The 21,037-nt window shown below is 52.2% G+C and carries 18 protein-coding genes; 9 read left to right on the top strand and 9 right to left on the bottom strand.

From position 1 onward, the window contains the following. The first annotated feature begins 181 nt into the window (after nucleotides 1–181). From trpB to accD, 3 genes are all read left to right on the top strand, one after another. Nucleotides 182–1,408, top strand: a complete 1,227-nt coding sequence (gene trpB / locus P9L94_17685) for a tryptophan synthase subunit beta (protein ID MDP8245918.1) — start codon at nucleotides 182–184, stop codon at nucleotides 1,406–1,408. Continuing rightward, nucleotides 1,408–2,250: a tryptophan synthase subunit alpha gene (trpA, locus tag P9L94_17680; protein MDP8245917.1), complete on the top strand. Its 843-nt coding sequence runs from the start codon at nucleotides 1,408–1,410 to the stop codon at nucleotides 2,248–2,250. The genes trpB and trpA overlap by 1 nt, the downstream gene beginning before the upstream one ends. A gap of 81 nt (nucleotides 2,251–2,331) precedes the next feature. Continuing rightward, nucleotides 2,332–3,237, top strand: coding sequence for an acetyl-CoA carboxylase, carboxyltransferase subunit beta (accD, locus tag P9L94_17675; protein MDP8245916.1), 906 nt, complete (start codon nucleotides 2,332–2,334; stop codon nucleotides 3,235–3,237). 574 nt (nucleotides 3,238–3,811) lie between these two features. Here accD and P9L94_17670 read toward each other — a convergent pair. The 5 genes from P9L94_17670 to P9L94_17650 all read right to left on the bottom strand — a co-directional run bounded on the left by P9L94_17670 (nucleotide 3,812) and on the right by P9L94_17650 (nucleotide 10,143). After that, nucleotides 3,812–5,044 carry a hypothetical protein gene (locus tag P9L94_17670; protein ID MDP8245915.1) on the bottom strand — a complete coding sequence of 411 codons (1,233 nt, stop codon included), beginning with the start codon at nucleotides 5,042–5,044 and terminating at the stop codon, nucleotides 3,812–3,814. 40 nt (nucleotides 5,045–5,084) lie between these two features. Then, nucleotides 5,085–5,897 (bottom strand): MBL fold metallo-hydrolase, encoded by an 813-nt coding sequence (locus P9L94_17665; GenBank protein ID MDP8245914.1) that lies wholly within the window; start codon nucleotides 5,895–5,897, stop codon nucleotides 5,085–5,087. A gap of 138 nt (nucleotides 5,898–6,035) precedes the next feature. Further along, entirely contained in the window at nucleotides 6,036–6,809 is a 774-nt protein-coding gene (locus P9L94_17660; protein MDP8245913.1) for a class I SAM-dependent methyltransferase, read from the bottom strand. After that, nucleotides 6,806–8,623, bottom strand: a complete 1,818-nt coding sequence (locus P9L94_17655) for a glycosyltransferase (GenBank protein ID MDP8245912.1) — start codon at nucleotides 8,621–8,623, stop codon at nucleotides 6,806–6,808. Before P9L94_17655 ends, P9L94_17660 begins: the two co-directional genes overlap by 4 nt. Nucleotides 8,624–8,739: 116 nt before the next feature. After that, nucleotides 8,740–10,143: a sigma 54-interacting transcriptional regulator gene (locus P9L94_17650; GenBank protein ID MDP8245911.1), complete on the bottom strand. Its 1,404-nt coding sequence runs from the start codon at nucleotides 10,141–10,143 to the stop codon at nucleotides 8,740–8,742. 292 nt (nucleotides 10,144–10,435) lie between these two features. Here P9L94_17650 and P9L94_17645 point away from each other — a divergent pair, with 292 nt between their 5' ends. The 3 genes from P9L94_17645 to P9L94_17635 are packed head-to-tail and all read left to right on the top strand — an operon-like array spanning nucleotide 10,436 to nucleotide 13,066. Continuing rightward, nucleotides 10,436–11,392 (top strand): glycosyltransferase, encoded by a 957-nt coding sequence (locus P9L94_17645; GenBank protein MDP8245910.1) that lies wholly within the window; start codon nucleotides 10,436–10,438, stop codon nucleotides 11,390–11,392. Between the two features lie 7 nt (nucleotides 11,393–11,399). Further along, nucleotides 11,400–12,200 (top strand): TlyA family RNA methyltransferase, encoded by an 801-nt coding sequence (locus P9L94_17640; GenBank protein MDP8245909.1) that lies wholly within the window; start codon nucleotides 11,400–11,402, stop codon nucleotides 12,198–12,200. Further along, nucleotides 12,197–13,066: an NAD(+)/NADH kinase gene (locus tag P9L94_17635; protein MDP8245908.1), complete on the top strand. Its 870-nt coding sequence runs from the start codon at nucleotides 12,197–12,199 to the stop codon at nucleotides 13,064–13,066. Before P9L94_17640 ends, P9L94_17635 begins: the two co-directional genes overlap by 4 nt. On the opposite strand, the gene P9L94_17630 is transcribed toward P9L94_17635, so the two are convergent. From P9L94_17630 to icd, 4 genes are all read right to left on the bottom strand, one after another. Beyond that, nucleotides 13,063–13,401: a P-II family nitrogen regulator gene (locus tag P9L94_17630; GenBank protein ID MDP8245907.1), complete on the bottom strand. Its 339-nt coding sequence runs from the start codon at nucleotides 13,399–13,401 to the stop codon at nucleotides 13,063–13,065. The genes P9L94_17635 and P9L94_17630 overlap by 4 nt on opposite strands. A gap of 29 nt (nucleotides 13,402–13,430) precedes the next feature. Further along, nucleotides 13,431–14,081: an MBL fold metallo-hydrolase gene (locus tag P9L94_17625; GenBank protein ID MDP8245906.1), complete on the bottom strand. Its 651-nt coding sequence runs from the start codon at nucleotides 14,079–14,081 to the stop codon at nucleotides 13,431–13,433. A 342-nt stretch (nucleotides 14,082–14,423) separates the two neighbouring features. Further along, nucleotides 14,424–15,356: a malate dehydrogenase gene (gene mdh, locus P9L94_17620; GenBank protein MDP8245905.1), complete on the bottom strand. Its 933-nt coding sequence runs from the start codon at nucleotides 15,354–15,356 to the stop codon at nucleotides 14,424–14,426. A gap of 375 nt (nucleotides 15,357–15,731) precedes the next feature. Further along, nucleotides 15,732–17,057, bottom strand: coding sequence for an isocitrate dehydrogenase (NADP(+)) (gene icd / locus P9L94_17615; GenBank protein ID MDP8245904.1), 1,326 nt, complete (start codon nucleotides 17,055–17,057; stop codon nucleotides 15,732–15,734). A 306-nt stretch (nucleotides 17,058–17,363) separates the two neighbouring features. On the opposite strand from icd, the gene P9L94_17610 reads away from it, so the two are divergent. From P9L94_17610 to P9L94_17600, 3 genes are all read left to right on the top strand, one after another. Next, a complete protein-coding gene (locus P9L94_17610) occupies nucleotides 17,364–17,786 on the top strand; it encodes a hypothetical protein (GenBank protein ID MDP8245903.1) in 423 nt (140 codons plus the stop codon). Nucleotides 17,787–17,878: 92 nt separating this feature from the next. After that, entirely contained in the window at nucleotides 17,879–19,588 is a 1,710-nt protein-coding gene (locus P9L94_17605) for a CRTAC1 family protein (GenBank protein ID MDP8245902.1), read from the top strand. A 143-nt stretch (nucleotides 19,589–19,731) separates the two neighbouring features. Then, nucleotides 19,732–20,370, top strand: a complete 639-nt coding sequence (locus tag P9L94_17600) for a prepilin-type N-terminal cleavage/methylation domain-containing protein (GenBank protein MDP8245901.1) — start codon at nucleotides 19,732–19,734, stop codon at nucleotides 20,368–20,370. Nucleotides 20,371–21,037 lie beyond the last annotated feature (667 nt).

Genomic DNA, 21,037 nt, shown 5'->3' with positions numbered 1-21,037 from the left:
ACCCGAATTCATTGTATTCACTTTTCATTTAATTCTTTGACAACTACACTCTATCCACCGCCTTTCGGGGCGCTTTGTATTTTGTCGTTGTTTTTCAGATAAATGTTCGGCGCAGCAAACGCAACCGGAAACGGAACGCAGAGTACGCCTGCCGAACATACGCTTTAGGAGAGATACCTGAATGGTTACGCAACCGACTCTTTCTCCAGACCTTAACGCCACTGTCCCCAACGAAGTGGGACGGTTTGGCTTATACGGCGGGCGCTACGTCCCAGAGACGCTCATGCCTGCCATTGAAGAACTCGAATCCGCCATGAAAAGCGCATTGGCGGACCCGGCGTTTCATAATGAACTCGACAACGCTTTACGCGATTTTGTCGGACGCCCGACCGCGCTGTATTACGCCCCCCGGCTTACCGAAAAACTGGGCGGGGCGAAAATCTATTTCAAGCGCGAAGACCTGGCCCACACCGGCGCCCACAAAATCAACAACACCATCGGACAAGCGCTGCTCGCCAAACGCATGGGCAAACAGCGCATCGTCGCCGAAACCGGCGCGGGACAACACGGCGTCGCCACCGCGACCGCCTGCGCCTGGCTGGGGATGGAGTGCATCATCTACATGGGCGAGGAAGACACCGAACGCCAGCGGCTCAACGTCTACCGTATGAAGTTGCTGGGCGCCAAGATCGTTCCTGTTTCCAGTGGAACCAAGACGCTGAAAGACGCGCTCAACGAAGCCATGCGCGACTGGGTAACCAACGTGCGCGACACCCATTACATCATCGGCACCGTCGCCGGCCCGCATCCGTTCCCCAAGTTGGTGCGCGAATTCCAAGCGGTGATCGGGCGTGAATCCAAACAACAGATACTCGAACGCGAAGGCAAACTGCCTGACGTATGCGTCGCCTGCGTGGGCGGCGGCAGTAATGCGCTGGGGCTGTTTTATGACTTTATAAAAGAGGAGAGCGTACGACTCATCGGCGTCGAAGCCGCCGGCAAGGGCCTCGACACCAACGAACATTGCGCCTCGCTAACCTTGGGCGACCGCGGCGTGTTACACGGACAAATGACCTACCTGATCCAGACCCCTGAAGGCCAGATCGCGCCAGTGCATTCGATTTCCGCCGGACTGGATTACCCCGGCGTCGGCCCCGAACACTGTTGGCTCAAAGACATCGGGCGCGCCGAATACGTCGCCATCACCGACGATGAAGCGTTAGAAGGGTTCACCCTGCTGGCGCATAGCGAAGGCATCCTGCCCGCGTTAGAAACCGCCCACGCCATCGCTTATCTGAAAAAATTAGCGCCGACCATGAAAAAAGACCAAGTGATTTTGGTCTGCCTGTCAGGACGCGGCGACAAAGATGTAGAAGCAGCGGTCAAGCACCTCAAAGGAACATTTTAATGAGCGAAACCAGTCAAACCATCCAACGCGGCGCCGCAGCGCTGGAACACGCCTTTCGCCGACGCAATGACGCAGGCGGCAAAGCGCTCGTCACCTACATCATGGCGGGCGATCCCGATTTAGGGACCACCGAAAAAATCGTCCAAGCCTTTTCCGGCATCGACGTCGACGTCATCGAGTTGGGCGTACCCTTTTCTGACCCCATCGCCGACGGCCCCGTCATTCAAGCCGCAGGCCAGCGCTCGTTGCGTCAACACGTATCCCTGGAAAAAACGCTGCAACGGGTCGAAGAATTGCGGCTGCATATCGACACGCCAATTGTTATAATGACATACTTTAACCTGTTCTATAAATTCGGCTTAGAAAAATTCGCCCAACGGGCCGCTCAAGCAGGCGTCGACGGCGTTATTGTGCCGGATTTACCGCTGGAAGAATCAGGCGAATTCAACGAACTCCTTGAAAAACAAGGGCTTGCGTATATTTATCTGATCGCGCCCACCAGCACCAGCGAGCGCATCCAGAAGATTTCTAACAAAGCGCGCGGCTTTATTTACTATGTCTCGCGTACTGGCGTCACCGGCGAGCAAAAAAGCATCGCTGAGGACTTGGCTGAGAATGTCCAGCGAATTCAAGGACTTACAAACTTACCAATTGCGGTCGGGTTTGGCGTTTCCAGCCCGGAACAAGCCCAAACCATCGCAACCCACGCCGACGGCGTCGTTATCGGAAGTGCGATCGTACGTTTAATTGCAGATACGAAGGCGCTGCACGAAAGAGAAGCCGCCAAATTCATCAAACCCTACATCGAGGCTTTGCATGAAAAAACGGCTTCAAATTGTTAGGAAAACTAGTATACTTACAAAAATGTATATCTGCGGCTATTCCACCACCTGTGAATCATCTGTGATTGAAGGAGAATGTTAGTGTCTTGGTTTCGTAAGAAAAAAGAATTTACCCGCATCGGCGGAGACAAAAAAACCGATTTGCCTGAGGGCGTTTGGACCAAGTGTCCTGAATGTCTTGAATATATCACCAACGAAGAAATAAAACGCAATTTGTACCGCTGCCCGAAGTGCGACCACTATTCGGTGTTCCCGGTTGAAGACCGCATCCAAAACCTGTTAGACGCGAGTTCGTTTGAAGAATTTGACTCTAACCTCGCCTCAAAAAATCCACTGGATTTTGACGGATACGACAAAAAACTGCAAAGCGCACAAAAGAAAACCGGACGCCAGGAAGGCTGCGTCACTGGCCTTGGAAAAGTCTATGACCAGTCCGTCGTCTTTGTCGCGTTAGACTTTTCGTTCATGGGCGGCAGCATGGGTTCCGTGGTCGGCGAAAAAATCGCCCGCGCCGCAGAACGCGCCCTCAATGATGAAATGCCGCTGATTATCGTCTCGACCGGCGGCGGCGGCGCCCGTATGCACGAAGGCGTGTTGTCGCTGATGCAAATGGCGAAGACCAGCGCCGCCATTGGCCGCTTGCGCCAAAACGGCATCCCCTATATCTCGATCATCGCCCACCCGACCATGGGAGGCGTAGCCGCCAGTTTCGCCGCGCTAGGCGATATCATTATTGCCGAACCGTTCGCGCTGATTGGCTTCGCGGGGCCGCGCGTCATTGAACAAACCATCGGTCAGCAACTGCCGAAGGGCTTCCAGCGCTCGGAGTTTTTACAGGAAAAGGGCATGATTGATCTCATCATCGAACGCCCCAAAATCCGCGAAAACCTCGGAACGCTGTTGCGCCACACCTGGCAAAGCCAAGCCGCCAAGCGCGGTCAATCCTACAGCGAAGGCGCGTTGTCGATCCAAGGCAAAACTGCGTAAAGCAAGTTTAAAATAAGAAAACAGAAAAGCCGCCTTCCATTTGAAAGGCGGCTTTTTTTAGGTCCATCCGGTAAGTGAGTCCTTACATTGATGGATGGCCAAAATTTTGTTTGAGAAAACATATTCGGGCATATTAAAAATTGACGAACCAATCAGGCATGGGTTCAACTCTGGGAGCGCCTGTGCATAAGGGCCTGAAAGCCCGCACTGAAGCGAGCAGAGTTGTACCCATGCCATACACAGCGAAAGATCAAGTATTTACGAAAAAGCGTCAAAAAAACGCAATTCAATTTGTGATGAAGTATCCAAATACCGGAAGAACCATAATTTTGTTTGAGAAAACATATTCGGACATATTAAAAATTGACGAACCAATCAGGCATGGGTGCAACTCTGGGAGCGCCTGTGCATAAGGGCCTGAAAGCCCGCACTGAAGCGAGCAGAGTTGTACCCATGCCACACACAGCGAAAGTTCAAGTATTGATGAAGAGGCTTCTATAAATCTCAATTCTATTTGGGAAAAAGCATCCAAATACCGGAAGAACCTTTTTTATCGAATTGCTCATCGCCCGATCTAATTGTCTTGAGCCAATTTCGCCGCCGCCCAGGCTTCGAGCGGCTCGAATAAAACCTCCGCTGCGAGGGCGTTGCCGTCTTCGTTCCAATGAGTGTCGCGCAATAGATACAATCGTTGATCTTTTCCTTTTTCTTGAAACGCGGGCAATAAATCAATCACATTGACGCCCTGTTGCGCCAAGCGCGTAAACAAAGCCGCTTGCGGTTCCATCAGCGATATCGCATTGCGATCAATCTTGCCCTCGATCACTTCATACAATACCTGGCTGACGTCATCATCAACTTGAACTTCCGACGGGACCAACACCACCGCGAAATCAATGCCTTTTTCTTTGCACGCCTCATTCATTTTCAGCGTAACTGCGATTGTCGCTTCAATATTCTTGCGGTCCCAATCGCTCCAAAATTGCGGCAGGATGTAACTGCGCATTTGGTTTTCTATATTGTGCTTGTATTGGTCTTCGCTCATCATCCAAAAATCCGGCTCAATTCGGTTTGGCTCATCGAGCGCGCGCGATGAAAATTCTGGCAGGCGCGACTCGATTTCGCCCATCATCGCCCGGCGCATCAAAATATTGCGCACCATCCAGTAGACTTCTGAATGAGACAGCCAATATTCAAACGAAATTACCGGCGCTGCGGTTTTCAAATCGCTCACTGGCGTTTCGGGATGAATGTCTGTCGGCGCGAGATCATTGTTGCGGAGATCGTTGCCCACATACAGACAAAAAATCACCGCATCTGGTTCAAACCGAAACCCGTAGGCTTTCAAGTAAGCGAATTCATTGACCGGTTGATACGCGGGAACGCCTGAATTGAGTATTTCTATTGTTTCATCAGCAAACGCCTCATCCAGCCGCTCTTCTAGCAATGTAAGAAAGTTATATTCATACGCCACCCGCCCATACGCAAACGAATCACCCAAGGCGAGGATGCGCAACGAATGGTCATTCTGTTTTGGATATTCTTGATCGCGATGGCCGAATGTATTGATCTTCACTTCAGGGAAAACGCCTGGAGCGAGCGCCAACTTCGCATTGGGTTTAAGACGAAAGCCGCAGACAGGATCAAGCATCATAGCCTGATTAAGAACAACATTGTGATATGAAACGCCAACCAGCCGCACCCCGAGTTCGATGCATACCAACGCAAACAAAACCGAAGCAAAAACCAGGGCAGCATTTTGCGCGGCGCGAAGCAGGCGTTTTTTTGTTCTTCCGGGTCTATTCATGGAAGCGGTAATCGTTCCGGCGCGAATACGAACACGAACCTCAAAACATTTTGCTTTGGTTCCACGACTGGCTGTTCGGGTCCCAAACCAGCGACATTCCATCATGCGCCGCAAAATATTCGCCCGAAAAATACTTACCCACGCGGTCTTGTAATTGCGTTTGTTCGAGTTCTTCGACTTCAGGATAGGCGTGGACCATGAGCAAGGTTTTGGCGTTGACTTTTTCCGCCAGTTCCGCCGCTTGCGAGACGGTCAGGTGCATGGGGTGGTCTTTTTCACAGAAGCTCGCTTCTGATATCAATAAACTAGCGTCTTGAATTTCGGCGTGCAGTTCATTGAACGGCGCCGTGTCCGCTGTGAACGCCGCGCTGGCGCCGTCCGGCGACTCGACATGCAAGCCGACCGCGCCGGGCATGTGTTTCACCAGAAACGGCCTCACCGTCAATGGGCCAATCTGCATGGGCCGGTTTTCTTCGACCGGGTGCGAAACAAAAACCTCGTCAAACAACCCGGGAAAGGTCGCGTACTCCAACAGGTGTTCAACGCGCTCTAGCGTATGTTTAGTAGCATATAAATGAACGGGTTTGCCGGGGCTGTAGTTGGGGGTGTATTTCCAAGCCACCACATGGCGGGTTAAATCGACGATGTGGTCGGCATGGCTATGGGTAATGAATAAGTGCTCAATCGAATCAAGCGCTTTAAAAATGTCGCCTTCGAGGCGGCAGCGTTGATAGAGAGCGCCATTGCCAAAATCCACATGCAAACGGGTATCACCGCTGGTGAACTCGTAGCTGCTTTGCATAAACTGGCTTGATGAAGCAGAACCACAGCCGTACACGCGCCATTCCGTCATTGATATTTCTCCCTTAAACGATGGCTTAGTCTAGCAAAAAAGATGCACCGGTCATAGCGTAAAATCAAGTAGCGCCCTCTTATTTGGACCAGATGACGCTGGCGAACGAAACGCCTCTCTCCATTTTGCGAAGACTGCTTATTTGGGTTTCTTGCAAACGAAATGGATGCGCTCGCATTTTGCTCTCACCGGCTTGTCGGTCATATTATAGAATGTCCCCAATACTTCAAAGCCGACCGCCTTCAGGCTTTGTTTTAGCCACGCGGTTTCGTACACCTTTTGGCGGTGCACTTCGACGTATTTTTGATACACGGCGTTCTCCAGACGAAACATGCTTACCTTTGACGAACAGATGCTCTTTTCAATATCGTACTCATTTTCCCAAATGTACGACACGTCGTCAAAATTTTCGGCGAAGGTGTAACCCGCAAAGTTATGCAGCAGGTTGTATTCAGTCGTCACGTCAAAAATATATCCGCCGCCGGGGCGCAACAATTCGTAGACATCGTGAAACGAGCGCAAGACGGCCTCTTCGCAAAGCAGATAATTTAAGCTGTCATACAGACAGGTGACTAGATCAAATACGGGTTCGAGGTCGAGCGCAGACAAGTTGTCCATCGACGCTTGATAGAGAGGCAAGTCGACGCCTTCTTCTCGTAACTTGATCCGCGCCAGTTTCAGCATGTCTTCCGACAGATCGACTCCGGTGACGTCGCAGCCCAACTGCTTCATGCGAAGAGACAGCGTCCCCGTGCCGCAGGCAATCTCCAATAATTTGGAATGAGGCAAACGGAATTTTTTCGCGAGGCGCATGATGTGCCGCGCCCAGGAATCATAGTCAACATCGCGCATCACCGTATCGTAAATCAAAGCAAAGGCGGAATAGATGTCTTTTTCTGAAGTTGAAATCACGAAGCGTTCCTTTGTTGAATGAGTTGTTCATACCGTTGCGCGAGTTCATCAGCATGTTCACTGCTTGATTTTACGGCGGGAGCCGACTCTCTCAAGGCGTCTAACCGCTGCGGCCGTTGAATGAGGCTTTCGATCACGCGGCGTAAGTCGCCCGCATCGCGATGGCGAAAGGTCAATCCACCGCCCTGCTGTACCTGTTCCGCCATGCCGCCAACATCAGCGGTCAAAACAGGCACGCGCATCTGCAAGCCCTCATGGATGGTCATCGGCGAGTTTTCCCACCAGATAGATGGAACCACCAAACAATCAAAGCCACCCACAATCGAATACGCGTCTTCGGGTTGATAGCGCCCCATCATCTCGACCGCCGGCCCCGCAAGCGCGCGCAGTTCGTCTTCGTACTGTTCATAACCCGCATAGCCGGGGAAGAAGCCATAGACATGCAACACCGCATCGGCGGGGTCAATTGTTTGAAACGCCTCTAACAGTAGATGGACGCCTTTTGATGGAATCCAGGTGCCAATATAACCGAACCGCAGAGGCGTTCCGGTTGTGCGCGGCGCCGCAGCGGGCGCATCAGGGAAGCCGTTGTCCGACACGATCAGTTTGTATTTCGGTGCGCCATGTTGAATAAAAAAATCAGCCAAAAAGTGCGAGGGAGAGACCAAAAGATCGGCGCCGTTCATCACGCGCTGCGCCCAATGTTTTCGATGCGATATGCCCTCGCGCGCCTGCGCCGACAGATGAACAATCGCGTCCGCCGCCAGCGTAAACAAGCGCTTCTTCCACCCGCTGACTGCATGGGCTTTCGTTGGCGCGGGCGTAAGAGACTCAACCCGAGGCGCCTTCCAACCAGCGCTGCAAAATTGGGCGTCTTCATTTTCAGCAATAGTTTTCAACACCAATTCGTCATGCGCCGACTCGCTGGGCGGCAAGTCAATCGCAACCTCATGCCAGCCTTGGTCTTCTTCATTCTCTTTTGGATTCAGCCATTGTTTCAACAGCGTTTCGCCATTGCGTTCGACAAAAAACCATACCCCGCCGCCGGGTTTCTGATACACGTCTGGATGAAGAGCAATCGACGAAACAAAGTGCGCGGGCGAATTTAATTTCAAACGATACCGCACCTCCGCAGGCGGGTGCATCAACAACGCGTCGCCGAGTTGACCGTCGAATTGAAATGAAGTCCGCGCAACAAAATTCGCATTGGGCGTATGGATTTGCGCTTTTCTTATATCCAACCCATCAACGATAAGCCGGGAATTGGAACCGGATAGCGCCCGACCAATAAACGCCGAGGCATAGCGCTGCGCCGGGCCGCGCAATAATTGCGTTGACAAACACGCCCGGCATTTCGCATCACCGGGGCCGTCGCACAAACTCAAATCACGGCGCAGCAACTGTCCGCGCTGACACAACAGCCAATAATCATGCAGCGTCAACACAACCGGCAAGCCAACCGCCTTTGCCTCTTGCACCAGTGACAGTGAAAGGTTGGTCAGATGATGAAAATGGACGACATCCGCATTTTGTTGACGAAGCCAATGCGCAAACCGCGCCGCTAAGATCGGGTTTAAATAAATGTCTTGAAACTTACGCGCAAAGCGGTAGGTATGGTTGATCGCGCAGGTCGAAACGCCTTCAAATTCGCCCTCGACCAACGCGAGTTCATCGAGCGTTTCATCGGCGATGCGATAAAACACCACGGTTTCATGGCCCCGGCGCTGCAAGTCTTGCGCCAGCCGAAGTACGCACAATTCCGAACCGGCCATGCTGTGCGGCGGGAAGGTATGATTCACAAAGACGATTTTCATCAAGAACGCCTTGCAACCGTTCAATGGATTTAGTCCCGCACAGTGTAAACCCTCAATTCATACGAAAAAGCCCGGCGCTGAGGGCCGGGCTTGGAGGTCAATTTCGCCGATTGCGGTTATGCGATTTCTGTGCGGCGCATGTTCTCATAAATTTGCAATTTGCGGTGGAGCGTAGCGCGGTTGATATCTAAAATCACGGCGGCTTTTACTTTGTTGCCGTTGACCGCATCCATCACTTTTAAGATGTAGCGGCGTTCAATTTCGCTCATAGGCGGCAGTTCATCCGACGTGACCCCAACAAACAGACTCCCCACATCATCGTTGAACTGCTTGGGCAAATGTTTGGGATCAATCGGCCCCTTGCCCGCCACCAATGAAGCAAAATCGAGAACATTCTCTAACTCGCGCAAGTTGCCGGGCCATTGGTAATCCATCAACAGCCGGAGAGTCTCTTCTGTCACGAGCAAAGGCTCCTCGCCCCGCTCTCTGGCCATGCGTTCTAAGATGGTCTTGGTCAGTATAGGGATATCTTCCACCCGGCGGTGTAAGGCGGGCAGATGCAATACAAAGCGGCTCAGATGAAAATAAAGTTCTTCGGAAAACCCGCCGCTGGCGACAAGTTCATCCAAGGGTTGGCTGGTTGCGCTAAACAGCCGGATGTCTGATTTGGTTGATGCGCGGGAGTTCGCGGGCGTAAAGGAGCCTTTCGACGCCAACCGCTCTAATTTGCCCTGAACAGAAGGCGGAATCATGCTGATTTCATCTAAAAATAACGACCCGCCGCTGGCTTGTTCGAGCAGGCTGCCTGTTTTGTCTGTAGAACCTTTTCCCGTATCCGCTTGCCCAAAAAGTTCAAGCGCGAGTTCTTCACCCGAAAACGAGCGGCAATTGATGGAATAAAACGGGCCATGCTTGCGCTTACTGTTTTCATGAATGGTGCGGGCCAGGCGTTCTTTGCCAACCCCAACGCCTCCAGAAAACAAGATACAATCGTCCCGGTCTGTTAAGATTCTCGCCAGCCGGATGACGTCTCTCATTTCGGGCGATTTCACAATAAACGAACCGAATTGTTCTAAAGACGAATCCATGGTTTCATAGCGTGACAACCGGCGCTTCAGCAACCCTGCATCCATCACTCGCTCAAGCAGGATCACCGCTTCCGCCGCATCAGCGGGCGTGGCTAAACAATAGCCTTTGAAGACGCGCGCCCATCGAGCGGCGTCGCTGATATCGCTTTGGTTGGACATCACGATCATCTCATCGCCCAGCGAATCAATCATCGTTACTTTTCGGTCTTTTTCATCTTGAAAAGATTGGCAATAGGAAAGGTCAATAAATAATGCATCCGCAGGCGCCTGGGACACAACAAACAGCAGGTCTTTCAGGTCGGTTTCATGTGAAACCTTGCAACCGGCTTGCGTTAAGTTTTCAACCAGTTGCTTTTCAGCTTTCGTACGCCTCGCTAAAAAAGCGATATGGACTCCATTTAGGACCGTTGATGCCTTCGGTTTGCCTTTCATTCTCAGTTCCTTTGGCGAAATCAAGAGTGTATTAACCAGCAATAAAAAACAGTGTAATCGGGATGAATTCCATTCCCAAAACGTCGCATTCGGTTTACTCTTGTCTAAGTGATTCTGTGTTATTTTTCAATAGATGGAACAAAACGTCATTTTCTATCTAGCATGTTTGCAGCAAAAAGCCAACATCTTTTTGAGAACTATTAAAACTTACCTTTCGCCTGAGTTCAATGGATAGTATGAATTCACGACCAAACGAATTACGAATTCTAATATAAGACTCAACATAAAAAACATGAAACGAACACTAAACTCCCATAAATATAGCGCAATAATACCAACATTGAATGCAGAGCAAGATTTGCTCCAACTTTTATCCGCATTAAAAAACCAAACTCTAGCAGACCAGTTAGAAATAATTGTCATTGACTCGGGTTCGACCGATGATACGGTCAAGACAGCCGAACAATTTGGCGCCAGAGTCATCCAGATTAAGCAGAACGAATTCAATCACGGTCGTACCAGAAACCTGGCGGCGTCAAAAAGCCGGGGCGACTTTCTCTTTTTCTTCACCCAAGACGCCAAGCCCTTACAGGATGATTTTTGTGAACGAATGATTTCGTCCATGCTTGCCGAAAACGCCGCCGGAGGCTTCGCCCGGCAAATCGCGCGCCCCTCAGCCTCTCCAATCGTGCAACGGGATATCAAAAATTGGATCGCAGGCTCTGAAATCCGCCGCGTCGTCCGTTTTGACTCAATGACCAACTTCTGCCGACTGGAGCCGATGAAACAATATTTGTCGTGCATATTCGATAACGTCTCCAGCGTGATCCGCCGCGACGTGTGGGAAAAAATCCCTATCCCTGATGCGCCTTATGGGGAAGACATCGAATGGGGGATGCGCACCATAAGCAACGGCTACGCAATCGTCTATGAGCCAAACGCAATGGTCGAACACTCACACGACCGCCCCCCGGCATATACCTATAAGCGAACCCTCATCGACCACTACCGCTTATATGAGTTGTTTGGCGTACGCACCACGCCAACTCGGACGGCTGCGCTCAAAGGCTGGTCGAACAAGACGCTGCGGGATTGGGCGTGGCTGCTTCGACACCCGGCCCTCAACCGTTCATGGGCGCGTGATATGATGCAAGCGCCCCGCCACGCCTGGGCGTCAAATTGGGGGCAGTATGAAGGGGCCAGGCGCGCGGCGCAGGGCCTGGCGCCCGTCAAACAACAGGGGGTTTAAATTCAACATGGCAAAACAACGCCTCGACGCACTATTGGCGTCGCGCGGTCTCGCCCCCTCGCGGGAAACCGCCCAACGATACATCCGCGCAGGCGAGGTCTTGGTCGACGAAACCGTCTTTGACAAACCCGGCGTCCAGGTAGACGAAGACGCCGTCATTCGCCTCACCCACAAAGAGTGCGACTTCGCCAGCCGGGGCGGCCTTAAACTTGAAAAAGCGCTCAACGCATTCGACATTGATGTTTCCGGCTGGACGACCGCAGACTTTGGCGCATCCAATGGCGGCTTCACCGATTGCCTGCTGCGGCGCGGCGCAGTCAAAGTATTCGCCATTGACGTTGGTCATGGTCAACTCGCCTATAATCTCCAAACCGACCCCCGCGTGGTGGTGATGGACAAAACCAACTGCCGCTATGTGACCCAAGACGACCTGGGCGAAACCGTTGATCTCGTTACCGCCGACCTCTCGTTTATCAGCATCGAGAAAGTGCTGCCCGCGATGCAGTCGATCCTCAAACCTGGCGGCTCAGTGATTGTCCTTGTCAAACCGCAGTTTGAAATTGGAAAAGGCAAAGTCGGCAAGAAGGGCGTAGTACGGCGCCGCGAAGACCATCAACAGGTGCTCGAAGATTGCTATGATGCGTATACAGCCGCTGGCTGGCGCATTGTCGGCGCCGCCGTTTCGCCCATTACCGGAAAAAGCGGCAACATTGAATTTCTCTATTGGATGCGATACAACCAAGACCAACCATCCATCAATCGAAGCGAATTGACGGAAATCGTGAACAACGCACACGAAAACAAATGACTCCATACAATCAACCCATCCCCAAGCGAGTATTGATTGTCTTCAACCCGCAAAAAGAAGGGGCGCATAGCGCCGCCCAAACAGCGCAGGCCTATCTGCAGCAGCAACAAATTGAATGCGGGTGCATCGAATACAATCACCCGCTTGAAAAAGAAAACGCCATCGCCCGGTCATCAATAAACGCAGACGTCATTATTATCCTCGGCGGAGACGGCACCATCCTCGGCGCCGCGCGCTGTCTGGCTGAAACGCCGAAGCCCATTCTTGGCGTGAACCTGGGCGGGTTTGGATTTCTGACGTCAAGCAACCGCACCGAACTCACCGAAGCCTTAGACTGTCTACTTCGGGGAGACTACCGCACAGTCAACCGCTTTTTTCTCGAAGCGCATATCGTGCGCGGCGGCAAGCGCATCATGCAATCCTACGCTCTCAACGAAGCGCTGCTTACATTAAAACGCCCCGGCCGTTTGTTGGATGTATGGCTGTGCGAAGATGGAGATGCGCCGTTGACCTATCGCGCCGATGGCCTCATCGTCTCGACGCCGACGGGATCAACCGGACATTCGCTCTCAGCGGGCGGGCCGATTTTGGAGCCGGGGCTGCCTGCGTTGATTATTACGCCAGTCTCGCCGCATTCGCTGTTCAACCGCCCGTTGGTGATTGACGGCAAACGCCAACTCAAGGTCGGATTCAACCATGAAAACCGTGAGTTAGTCTTGATTCTTGATGGGCAAATTCACGCCGACTTGAACCCCGATGATGAAGTCCATATCTGCCGCTCGCAACAGTCGATCGCAACCATCTCGCTGCCCGAGCGCGGCTTCTCTCAAGTATTGCGCTTAAAGTTTAATCTAGGGGAACGCTAGACCGCGCTGTCGCCGGTTTCTCCGGTGCGAATGCGGTAGACTTCGGCGAGGTCGGAAACAAAAATCTTACCGTCGCCGATGTTGCCAGTACGAGACGATTTGAGAATTGCGTCTACAACTTCCTGGCATTTATCGTCATTCACGACGAGTTCAACTTTCGCCTTGGGCAATAAGTCGATGACGTATTCGCTGCCGCGAAACAACTCTTTGTGTCCTTTTTGGCGGCCAAAGCCGCGCACTTCAGAAATGGTCATGCCGACGATACCGATTTCGTTGAGGGCGTCTTTCACGTCATCCAATTTGAAGGGTTTGATGATGGCTTCGATTTTTTTCATGGCTTTTGTTGTTCCTATTTATGGTTCGATTAGTTGCTGGGAGGAATGTATAAATACGTCCGCGTTTCGGGCAGGTCGGATTTTTGGACCACGACTTCGCTGCTGTTAGAACGACGCACTTCATTTTTCCCATCTAAAAACGACTCAACCGGCTCAATCGGGAAGAGGCACTTATCGGTCTTAAAGTGCATGGGTGTGATGATGCTCGGCTGTAATTGTTCGACGATTTGGTCTGCTTCCGCCGGGCCGATGGTGAAGCGCCCGCCCACCGGGACGAACAGAATATCCACTGGGCCAATTTTCTCGATTTGCTCCGGCGTCAACACATGCCCCAGGTCGCCCAAATGGCACACCCGCAGTTCATCCATAGTAAAACAGATGACGCGATTCGGCCCGCGGTCTTGGCCTTCACAGTCGTCGTGAAAGGTATCCACCATGTCAAATTCGACGCCGCGCACCCGGCTGTCGGCGCGAACCGACAGCGGCTGGTCGATCAAATCTTTGACGTTGGCGTGGTCTTCGTGTTCGCGGCTGAGCACCGCAATGTCGGCCCGGTCAACGATTGGCGAATAACAAATCGCGCCGCCGTAAGCGCCCGGCTTGTAAGGATCAATAATGATTGAAACCTCATCAGAGGAAGTCAACAAAAAACACGAATGGCCAATATATTTGATTTTCATACAACCGAACCTTGCGCAAAAACTTGAGCATAAACCATCTTGGGATGCGCGTTTACAGTTTACATTGAATTCACCGTTTGCCAACGACTAAGGCAATGTCATTGACTTTAGACTTTTAGCCCCCCTTTTTAAGGGGGGACGGCGCTGAAAGCGCCAGGAGGGATTTCAAAACAGCACAAATAAAGCGATACATTCAAACAATATTTCAAGGGCTGGCTTCATTTTATTCAGCCTTGGCTCGCCACCCCTTAAGTCAATGACATTGGCGACTAAGGCGCAAAACAAAACCCGCCTCTCTGGATCGAAAGGCGGGCGAAAGATTACAGGTCACAGCAACGCGGTTTAGAAAAATTCAGCGACTTCTTGCACGCTGCTCTTATAAATTTCAGCGGAATTAAGCAGCGCTTGTTTATCGGTCGGGTCCAGATTCACTTCGATAATTTCCGTCACGCCGTCTTTGCCTAATTTCACCGGCAAACCAACATAGATATCCGAAATGCCGTATTGTCCGGTCGCATACACCGAGCAGGGCAGAATCTGGTTCGCATCGTTCACAATTGACTCAACCATCTTCACCGTTGCGGCAGCGGGCGCATAGAAGGCGCTGCCCGTACCCAACAACTTCACGATTTCGCCGCCACCAGTGCGGGCGCGGTCGCCAATCGCTTTGATGCGGTTTGGGGGGATCAATTCCGTAATGGGAACGCCCGACACGGTACTGTAACTGGGCAGCGGCACCATGCTGTCGCCGTGTCCGCCCAACACCATCGCGCGCACATGCTTGACCGAGGTGTTGAGTTCACGCGCAATAAAGGTCGCGTACCGGGCGGAATCGAGAACGCCCGCCTGACCGATAACGCGGTGGCTGGGGAAGCCGGATTTTTTGTAAGAGAGATACACCATCACGTCGATGGGGTTGGTCACCATGATGATGATGGCGTTGGGCGATAATTTGACCGCTTGCTCAACGATGCCGCCGACGATCTCAGCGTTCTTTTTGAGCAGGTCAAGGCGGTCCATGCCGGGCTTACGCGCTAAGCCAGCCGTGATGACGATGATGTCAGAATCGGCGGTGTCGGCGTAGTCGTTTGTACCCGTCAGCAGTGTGTCAAAACCCAGCACCGCGCCCGCTTGCAAGATGTCGAGCGCCTTGCCTTGGGGCACGCCTTCCATGATGTCGAGCAGTACGACGTCGCCTAGTTCTTGTTCGGCGAGATAAAGCGCACACGATGCGCCGACGTTACCCGCGCCGACAACAGTAATTTTCTTTTGCATATTTTTCTCCTTAAGTCCTTTTTTTTATGATTTCAGCATAGCTGTTATTTTGCGATTTACAGGTAGAAGGAAATATAAATTCCTTGCCCTCATCCTAACTTTTTGTGTCATTGCGAGCGAAGCGAAGCAATCTCGCCTTGAAATCACCAGCCGAGTAGGGTGGGTTCTTAACCCACCGTTTTTTAATCCTCATCCCCCGCCTTCTCCCAATGGAAGAAGGCGGCTGCATTTTCGCAATTATTAACGCTATTGGTGGGCTGCTAACGCGAGCCCACCCTACCCTGGTTTGAGCAAGATTATCTGATTGAGTCACCTCGGGATGATAGGGGCGCAGCGCGCTGCGCCCCTACAACATCATGTACATATAATGAGCGACTACATATTTTCAATAATCGCGTCGCCGAATTCGGAGCATTTCAACAGCGTCGCGCCTTCCATCAGCCGTTCGAAGTCATAGGTCACGCGCTTTTGGCAAATCGCGCCTTCGATTCCCTTCACCACCAGGTCGGCGGCTTCCTGCCAGCCGAGGTGTTCGAGCATGAGCACGCCGGAGAGAATCTGCGAGCCGGGGTTCACTTTGTCCTGGCCTGCGTATTTCGGCGCGGTGCCGTGGGTCGCCTCGAAGATGGCGTGTCCAGTGACGTAATTAATGTTCGCGCCGGGCGCAATACCGATGCCGCCGACTTCCGCCGCCAACGCGTCGCTGATGTAATCGCCGTTGAGGTTCAGCGTAGCGATGACCTCGTATTCCGCCGGACGAGTGAGGATCTGCTGCAAGAAGGCGTCGGCGATCACGTCTTTGATGATGATGCCCGCGCCGGGCTTGCCTTCGGGTATCTGCATCCACGGCCCGCCGTCGAGTTCTTCGGCGCCGTAAAAGTCTTTCGCGACTTTGTAGCCCCAATCGCGAAACGCGCCTTCGGTGAATTTCATGATGTTGCCTTTGTGCACTAACGTCACGCTCTTGCGATTGTGTTTGATGGCGTAGGCAATGGCGCTGTGCACCAGGCGTTCGGTGCCCTGATAACTGACGGGCTTGATGCCGATGCCAGTTTCGATACCCATTTCACGCGCAGGCATACCGACGCTCTCCAGCGTTTTTTGCCAGCCGGATACTTTTTCTTGCGTACCAAAGCGCATTTTCGCGGCGCGTTCAGGAAATTCTTTTATGATGAAGTCGATCATTTTTTGCGCTTCGGGCGTTCCAGCGGCGAACTCAATGCCCGCATAAATATCTTCAGTGTTTTCACGAAAGATCACCATATCGACCAATTCAGGATGCTTAACCGGGCTGGGAACGCCCTGGAAATACCGCACAGGACGCAAGCACACGAACAAGTCGAGTTCCTGCCGCAGGGCGACGTTCAGCGAGCGGATGCCGCCGCCGACCGGCGTCGTCAACGGGCCTTTGATACCGACAAAATAATCGCGAAAGGCTTGCAGGGTTTCTTCCGGCAGCCAGGAGCCTGTTTCGTTAAAGGCTTTCTCGCCGACCAAGACTTCCATCCAGGCGAGTTTCTTTTTGCCGCTGTAGGCTTTCTCAACGGCGCCGTCGAGAACTTTGACCATCGCGGGCGTGATATCAACCCCGGTCCCGTCGCCAACAACATAAGGAATAATTGGGTTGTCAGGAACAGTCAGTTGCCCATTCTGAAATGTGATTTTCTGCCCGTCGGTTGGAACTGCCGGTTGATATGCCATTTCGCACCCCGCTTCTATTTTATAAAGAGTTCAGTTTGTTTCTTTGCTGACTAATTAACGATAATAGAATAAAGCCTGACAAGTTTTAAGTCAAAAAGATAGTAGTACCCGCTTCAGTTCAGTCAATGAACTATTTATTCAAAAATGATTTAAACATTCAACTCACACAAAACACATAGATGAATATACAAGATCAATAGCGCTGAACAAACAAATTGAGCGAAACCATTTGTGTTTTACGCTCCGGCAAAATATACTAAACATATAAAATTACATAAAGCCATACCCGATCCTGTCAGGAAATTTGTGAAGCACTCGCCCCGCGTTATCATATCCTATTGCTTGATTGCCGTTTTTGCGCTCGATCATGCCGCAATGTTCGTGAATGCGTTTGATATTGGGCATACCAGCGAACCGCAACTCGAAGAAACTGTCTGCGGATGCACCTGCTGCGGCGACGTCTGCCCGATGGGCGCGTCCTGCTGCTGCTATGTCCCCAACGAGTCTGGCGAGCCGAACCCCATGCCGATTCAGATCACAGATAACGCCTGTTCACCGAACCCATTTCAACATCACGACTATTCGTTTTTCTTCACCAGCATCAAATGGCTTGAAGCAAGCCCTTACGAAATTGAACCCGTGCGCGAGAACGCTGGATTTCAAGAATGCAATGTAATTCCAATGTGTTCCCGTCAGGTTGAACCGCCCACACCGCCGCCCGACGCCTGATTTCTCCTGAAACACCAAAACAGACGTTTCGACTTTTCGCTCCCTCATATCCAGTGGGGAGAGGTCTATTCATTTACAGGAGATTTCAAAACATGAAATTGATTCGTGCATACCGATGGTCTGCCTTCGTATTGGGCTGCTCCATCGTATTTTCTTTTAACGCCAATAGCCAGGATACGATGTTTATTGACCGCAGCGTCGAAAGCGGGATGCAAGACGACTTTATATATCGGCAACTGGGCGTCTCATGGAGCGACTATGACGAAGACGGCTTTATGGATGTCTTCATTGCAACCACGCCCAATAATCGTCTATTCAAAAACAACGGCGACAACACCTTCACCGATGTGGCTGAAACCTTCGAGCTGCAAGACCCGATGGCGGAAGCGGCGACCAGCGCTTGGGGCGACTATGACGGCGACGGCGACCTCGATTTATTCGTCGGCAACCTCGGCCCGATGATGTCAGGCGACGGCGGCGGCATGATGGTCACTCAAAACCGCCTCTATCAAAACAACGGCGGGCAATTCACCGACGTGGCTGAACAAGCGGGCGTTTCGGGCATCCCCGAAGGCGTCACCGGCGGGACCACCAGCGCCAGTTGGGCCGATTACGACAATGACGGCGATATCGACCTGCTGAATTGCAACCGCATGTTGGGCGTCTATCTCTATCAAAACCAAGGCGACGGCGCCTTCATACACGCCACCATGTCTGCTGGATTGCACGGCGGCATAGGCGGCATGGCGAACAGTTATGAACACGGCGTCTGGGCCGATTATGACCTCGACGGCGACCTCGACTTGTTTCTGAGCGCAGGGGTCGCAATGACAATGCCGATGAGCACAGACGCAGAAATGACTGCGATGTCGGTTCAGCCCATGCAGATGAGCATGATGTCTTCCAACAAACTCTATCAGAACCAGGGCGACGGGACCTTCACCGATGCAACCACTGCGGCGGGCCTCATGTACGAGACCAACGCGGCGCGTTCGCATACGGCCGTCTGGGGCGACTTCAACAACGACGGCTACCCCGATTTGTTCTCGGGCAATCGCGGTTCCATCACCATGAACACCCTGGCGCAAAGCCGCCTCTACCAGAACAACCAAGACGGTACTTTCACTGACGTAACCGACCTCGCTGGTATGAGTGAAGAATTTTCCGTCTTCGGCGCCGCCTGGGCGGACGTGAATAACGATGGCTTGCTTGACCTCTACATCGCCATTCACCCCGACATGCGCGACTACCCCGACCACCACATCAACCCCACCCGCATCCCGCATCCGTTGTATATCGCGAACGGCGACGGGACATTCACCAACGTCAACGCCGATCTGATCGACCTGCCCTATATTTCCGGCATTACCGATTTAGGGCACCAAGGCGGCGCGGCGTTCGGCGACAGTGACAACGACGGCGACCTCGATTTAGTCATCGTCGAAGCAATGGGGCTTGGGCCGATGCGTTTTTATGAAAACGCGACCGCAGCCACCGGCGCCAACTGGCTCCAAATTGAATTGCGCTCATCTGGCATGAACACCCGCGCTATTGGAGCGAAGATCATCGTCGAAACGCCTGGAAAAACGCAATCCCGCGAAGTCGGCTTCTGCTCGACCGGATGGGGTTCACAGGCGCCTTATGCGCAAAGCATCGGACTCGGCGACGCATCCCAGGCGAATGTACGCGTCATCTGGCCCGACGGCGCAGAGGAAGACTTCGGCGCAATCGAAATCAACGCCCAACATACGCTGGAGCAATCCATCACGTCGCATGTCAGCGATTGGATGTTGTTGAAATAAGGAATGGGTTCGCTCATTCAGCAATAAATAAAACAAATCGTCGCTGGGGATTGGGTGGAGCGGCTTTCGTAGTCAGCGGCAATAAGCCGCGACGGAGACAAGCAAAACCCAACCCCGGCGGCAGATAATGCGATGCAAACTCTATGAAAATGAAACAATATACAAGAAGACGCGCTTTCACCTTAATCGAACTACTGATCGTCGTGGCGATCATTGGAATCCTGGCGGCGATTGCTGTTCCAAATTTTTTAAACGCGATTACGAGGTCAAAAGTCGCGCGCGTTCAGGCCGACCTCAAGTCGATTTATACAGCCGTTGAACTCTACCGCATGGAGCGGGTCGATTATCCTGCGGCGCCAGTATTTGCGGGATTGCGCTTGTACAACTTTAGCGAACGCCTCAAAGTATTGACCACGCCGACCGCATATATCGCAGACATTCCCAAAGACCCGTTTCCACATCAAAGCAAATTTGAATTCGACACCACAGCCGACCTGCGCAAAATTGCGCCCGGTGCGGATTCATACGGCTATTTCCGTTCCGATTTTTCCGGCCATAACGGCAATTATTATTTTGGGACCAACAAATGGATGGCGACCTCAAGCGGGCCGGACGGATATATCCAATATCTGGGCTATTTCCCTGAAACCGAGACCCAGGCGGAAGAACTCTGTTCGCTTTGCAGCATCGACGTGCCGTTTGTCGAGTTGCAAGCGGTGCAATATAATCCCAGCAACGGCGTCACCAGCGCGGGCGAAATCATCCGCTGGGGCATGAGGTGAGAGAAAACCAAGCCCGCGCCCCGGGTTTTCTGTCTCGATTTCAGGCGCGGGCGACCGACCATTTTCGTTTTTTAGGTTCATCCGGTAAGTGAGCGCCTACCTTGATGGATGGCCATTTTTTTGATTCAGAAACGGGCTCCGGCATATCAAAAAATGACAATCCAATCCGGCGGGCATGGGTGCAACTCTGGGAGCGCCTGTGCATAAGGGCCTGAAAGCCCGCACCGAAGCGAGCAGAGTTGTACCCATGCCACACGAAGTGAAATATCTAGTATTATGAGATAATTTTTATCCTTTACGATACATGATTTTTTACGGCGCACAGTAGGGGTTATTGGCTGGGATGAAGTGAATCGGCGTGTCAGTGATAAATTCACCTAGCCATTGAGCGCAATAATCCATGCCACGTTCATTGGTTTTTATCTTCGATTGCAGATGGATAGGACCGACCATTTTCGTTTTTTAAATGGAGCCAAGCGGATTCATTCGACGCAATAAGATTGACGCCAGTTGTATTCAGACGCGAGCCTGCTATACTACGAACTCGAAAGGTGGGACGTCTGTCCCGCCTTTTTTGCGTAACTTGATCTTGCCAATCGTAAGCATTTCTCCTATTTAGGTTTGAGGTATTTTCGAAAAGGTAGAGGACGGTTACGCGCCGATTCCT

The organism is Candidatus Hinthialibacter antarcticus (genome assembly GCA_030765645.1).
Lineage (GTDB): Bacteria > Hinthialibacterota > Hinthialibacteria > Hinthialibacterales > Hinthialibacteraceae > Hinthialibacter > Hinthialibacter antarcticus.
This window is presented reverse-complemented; position numbering and strand designations above follow the sequence as displayed.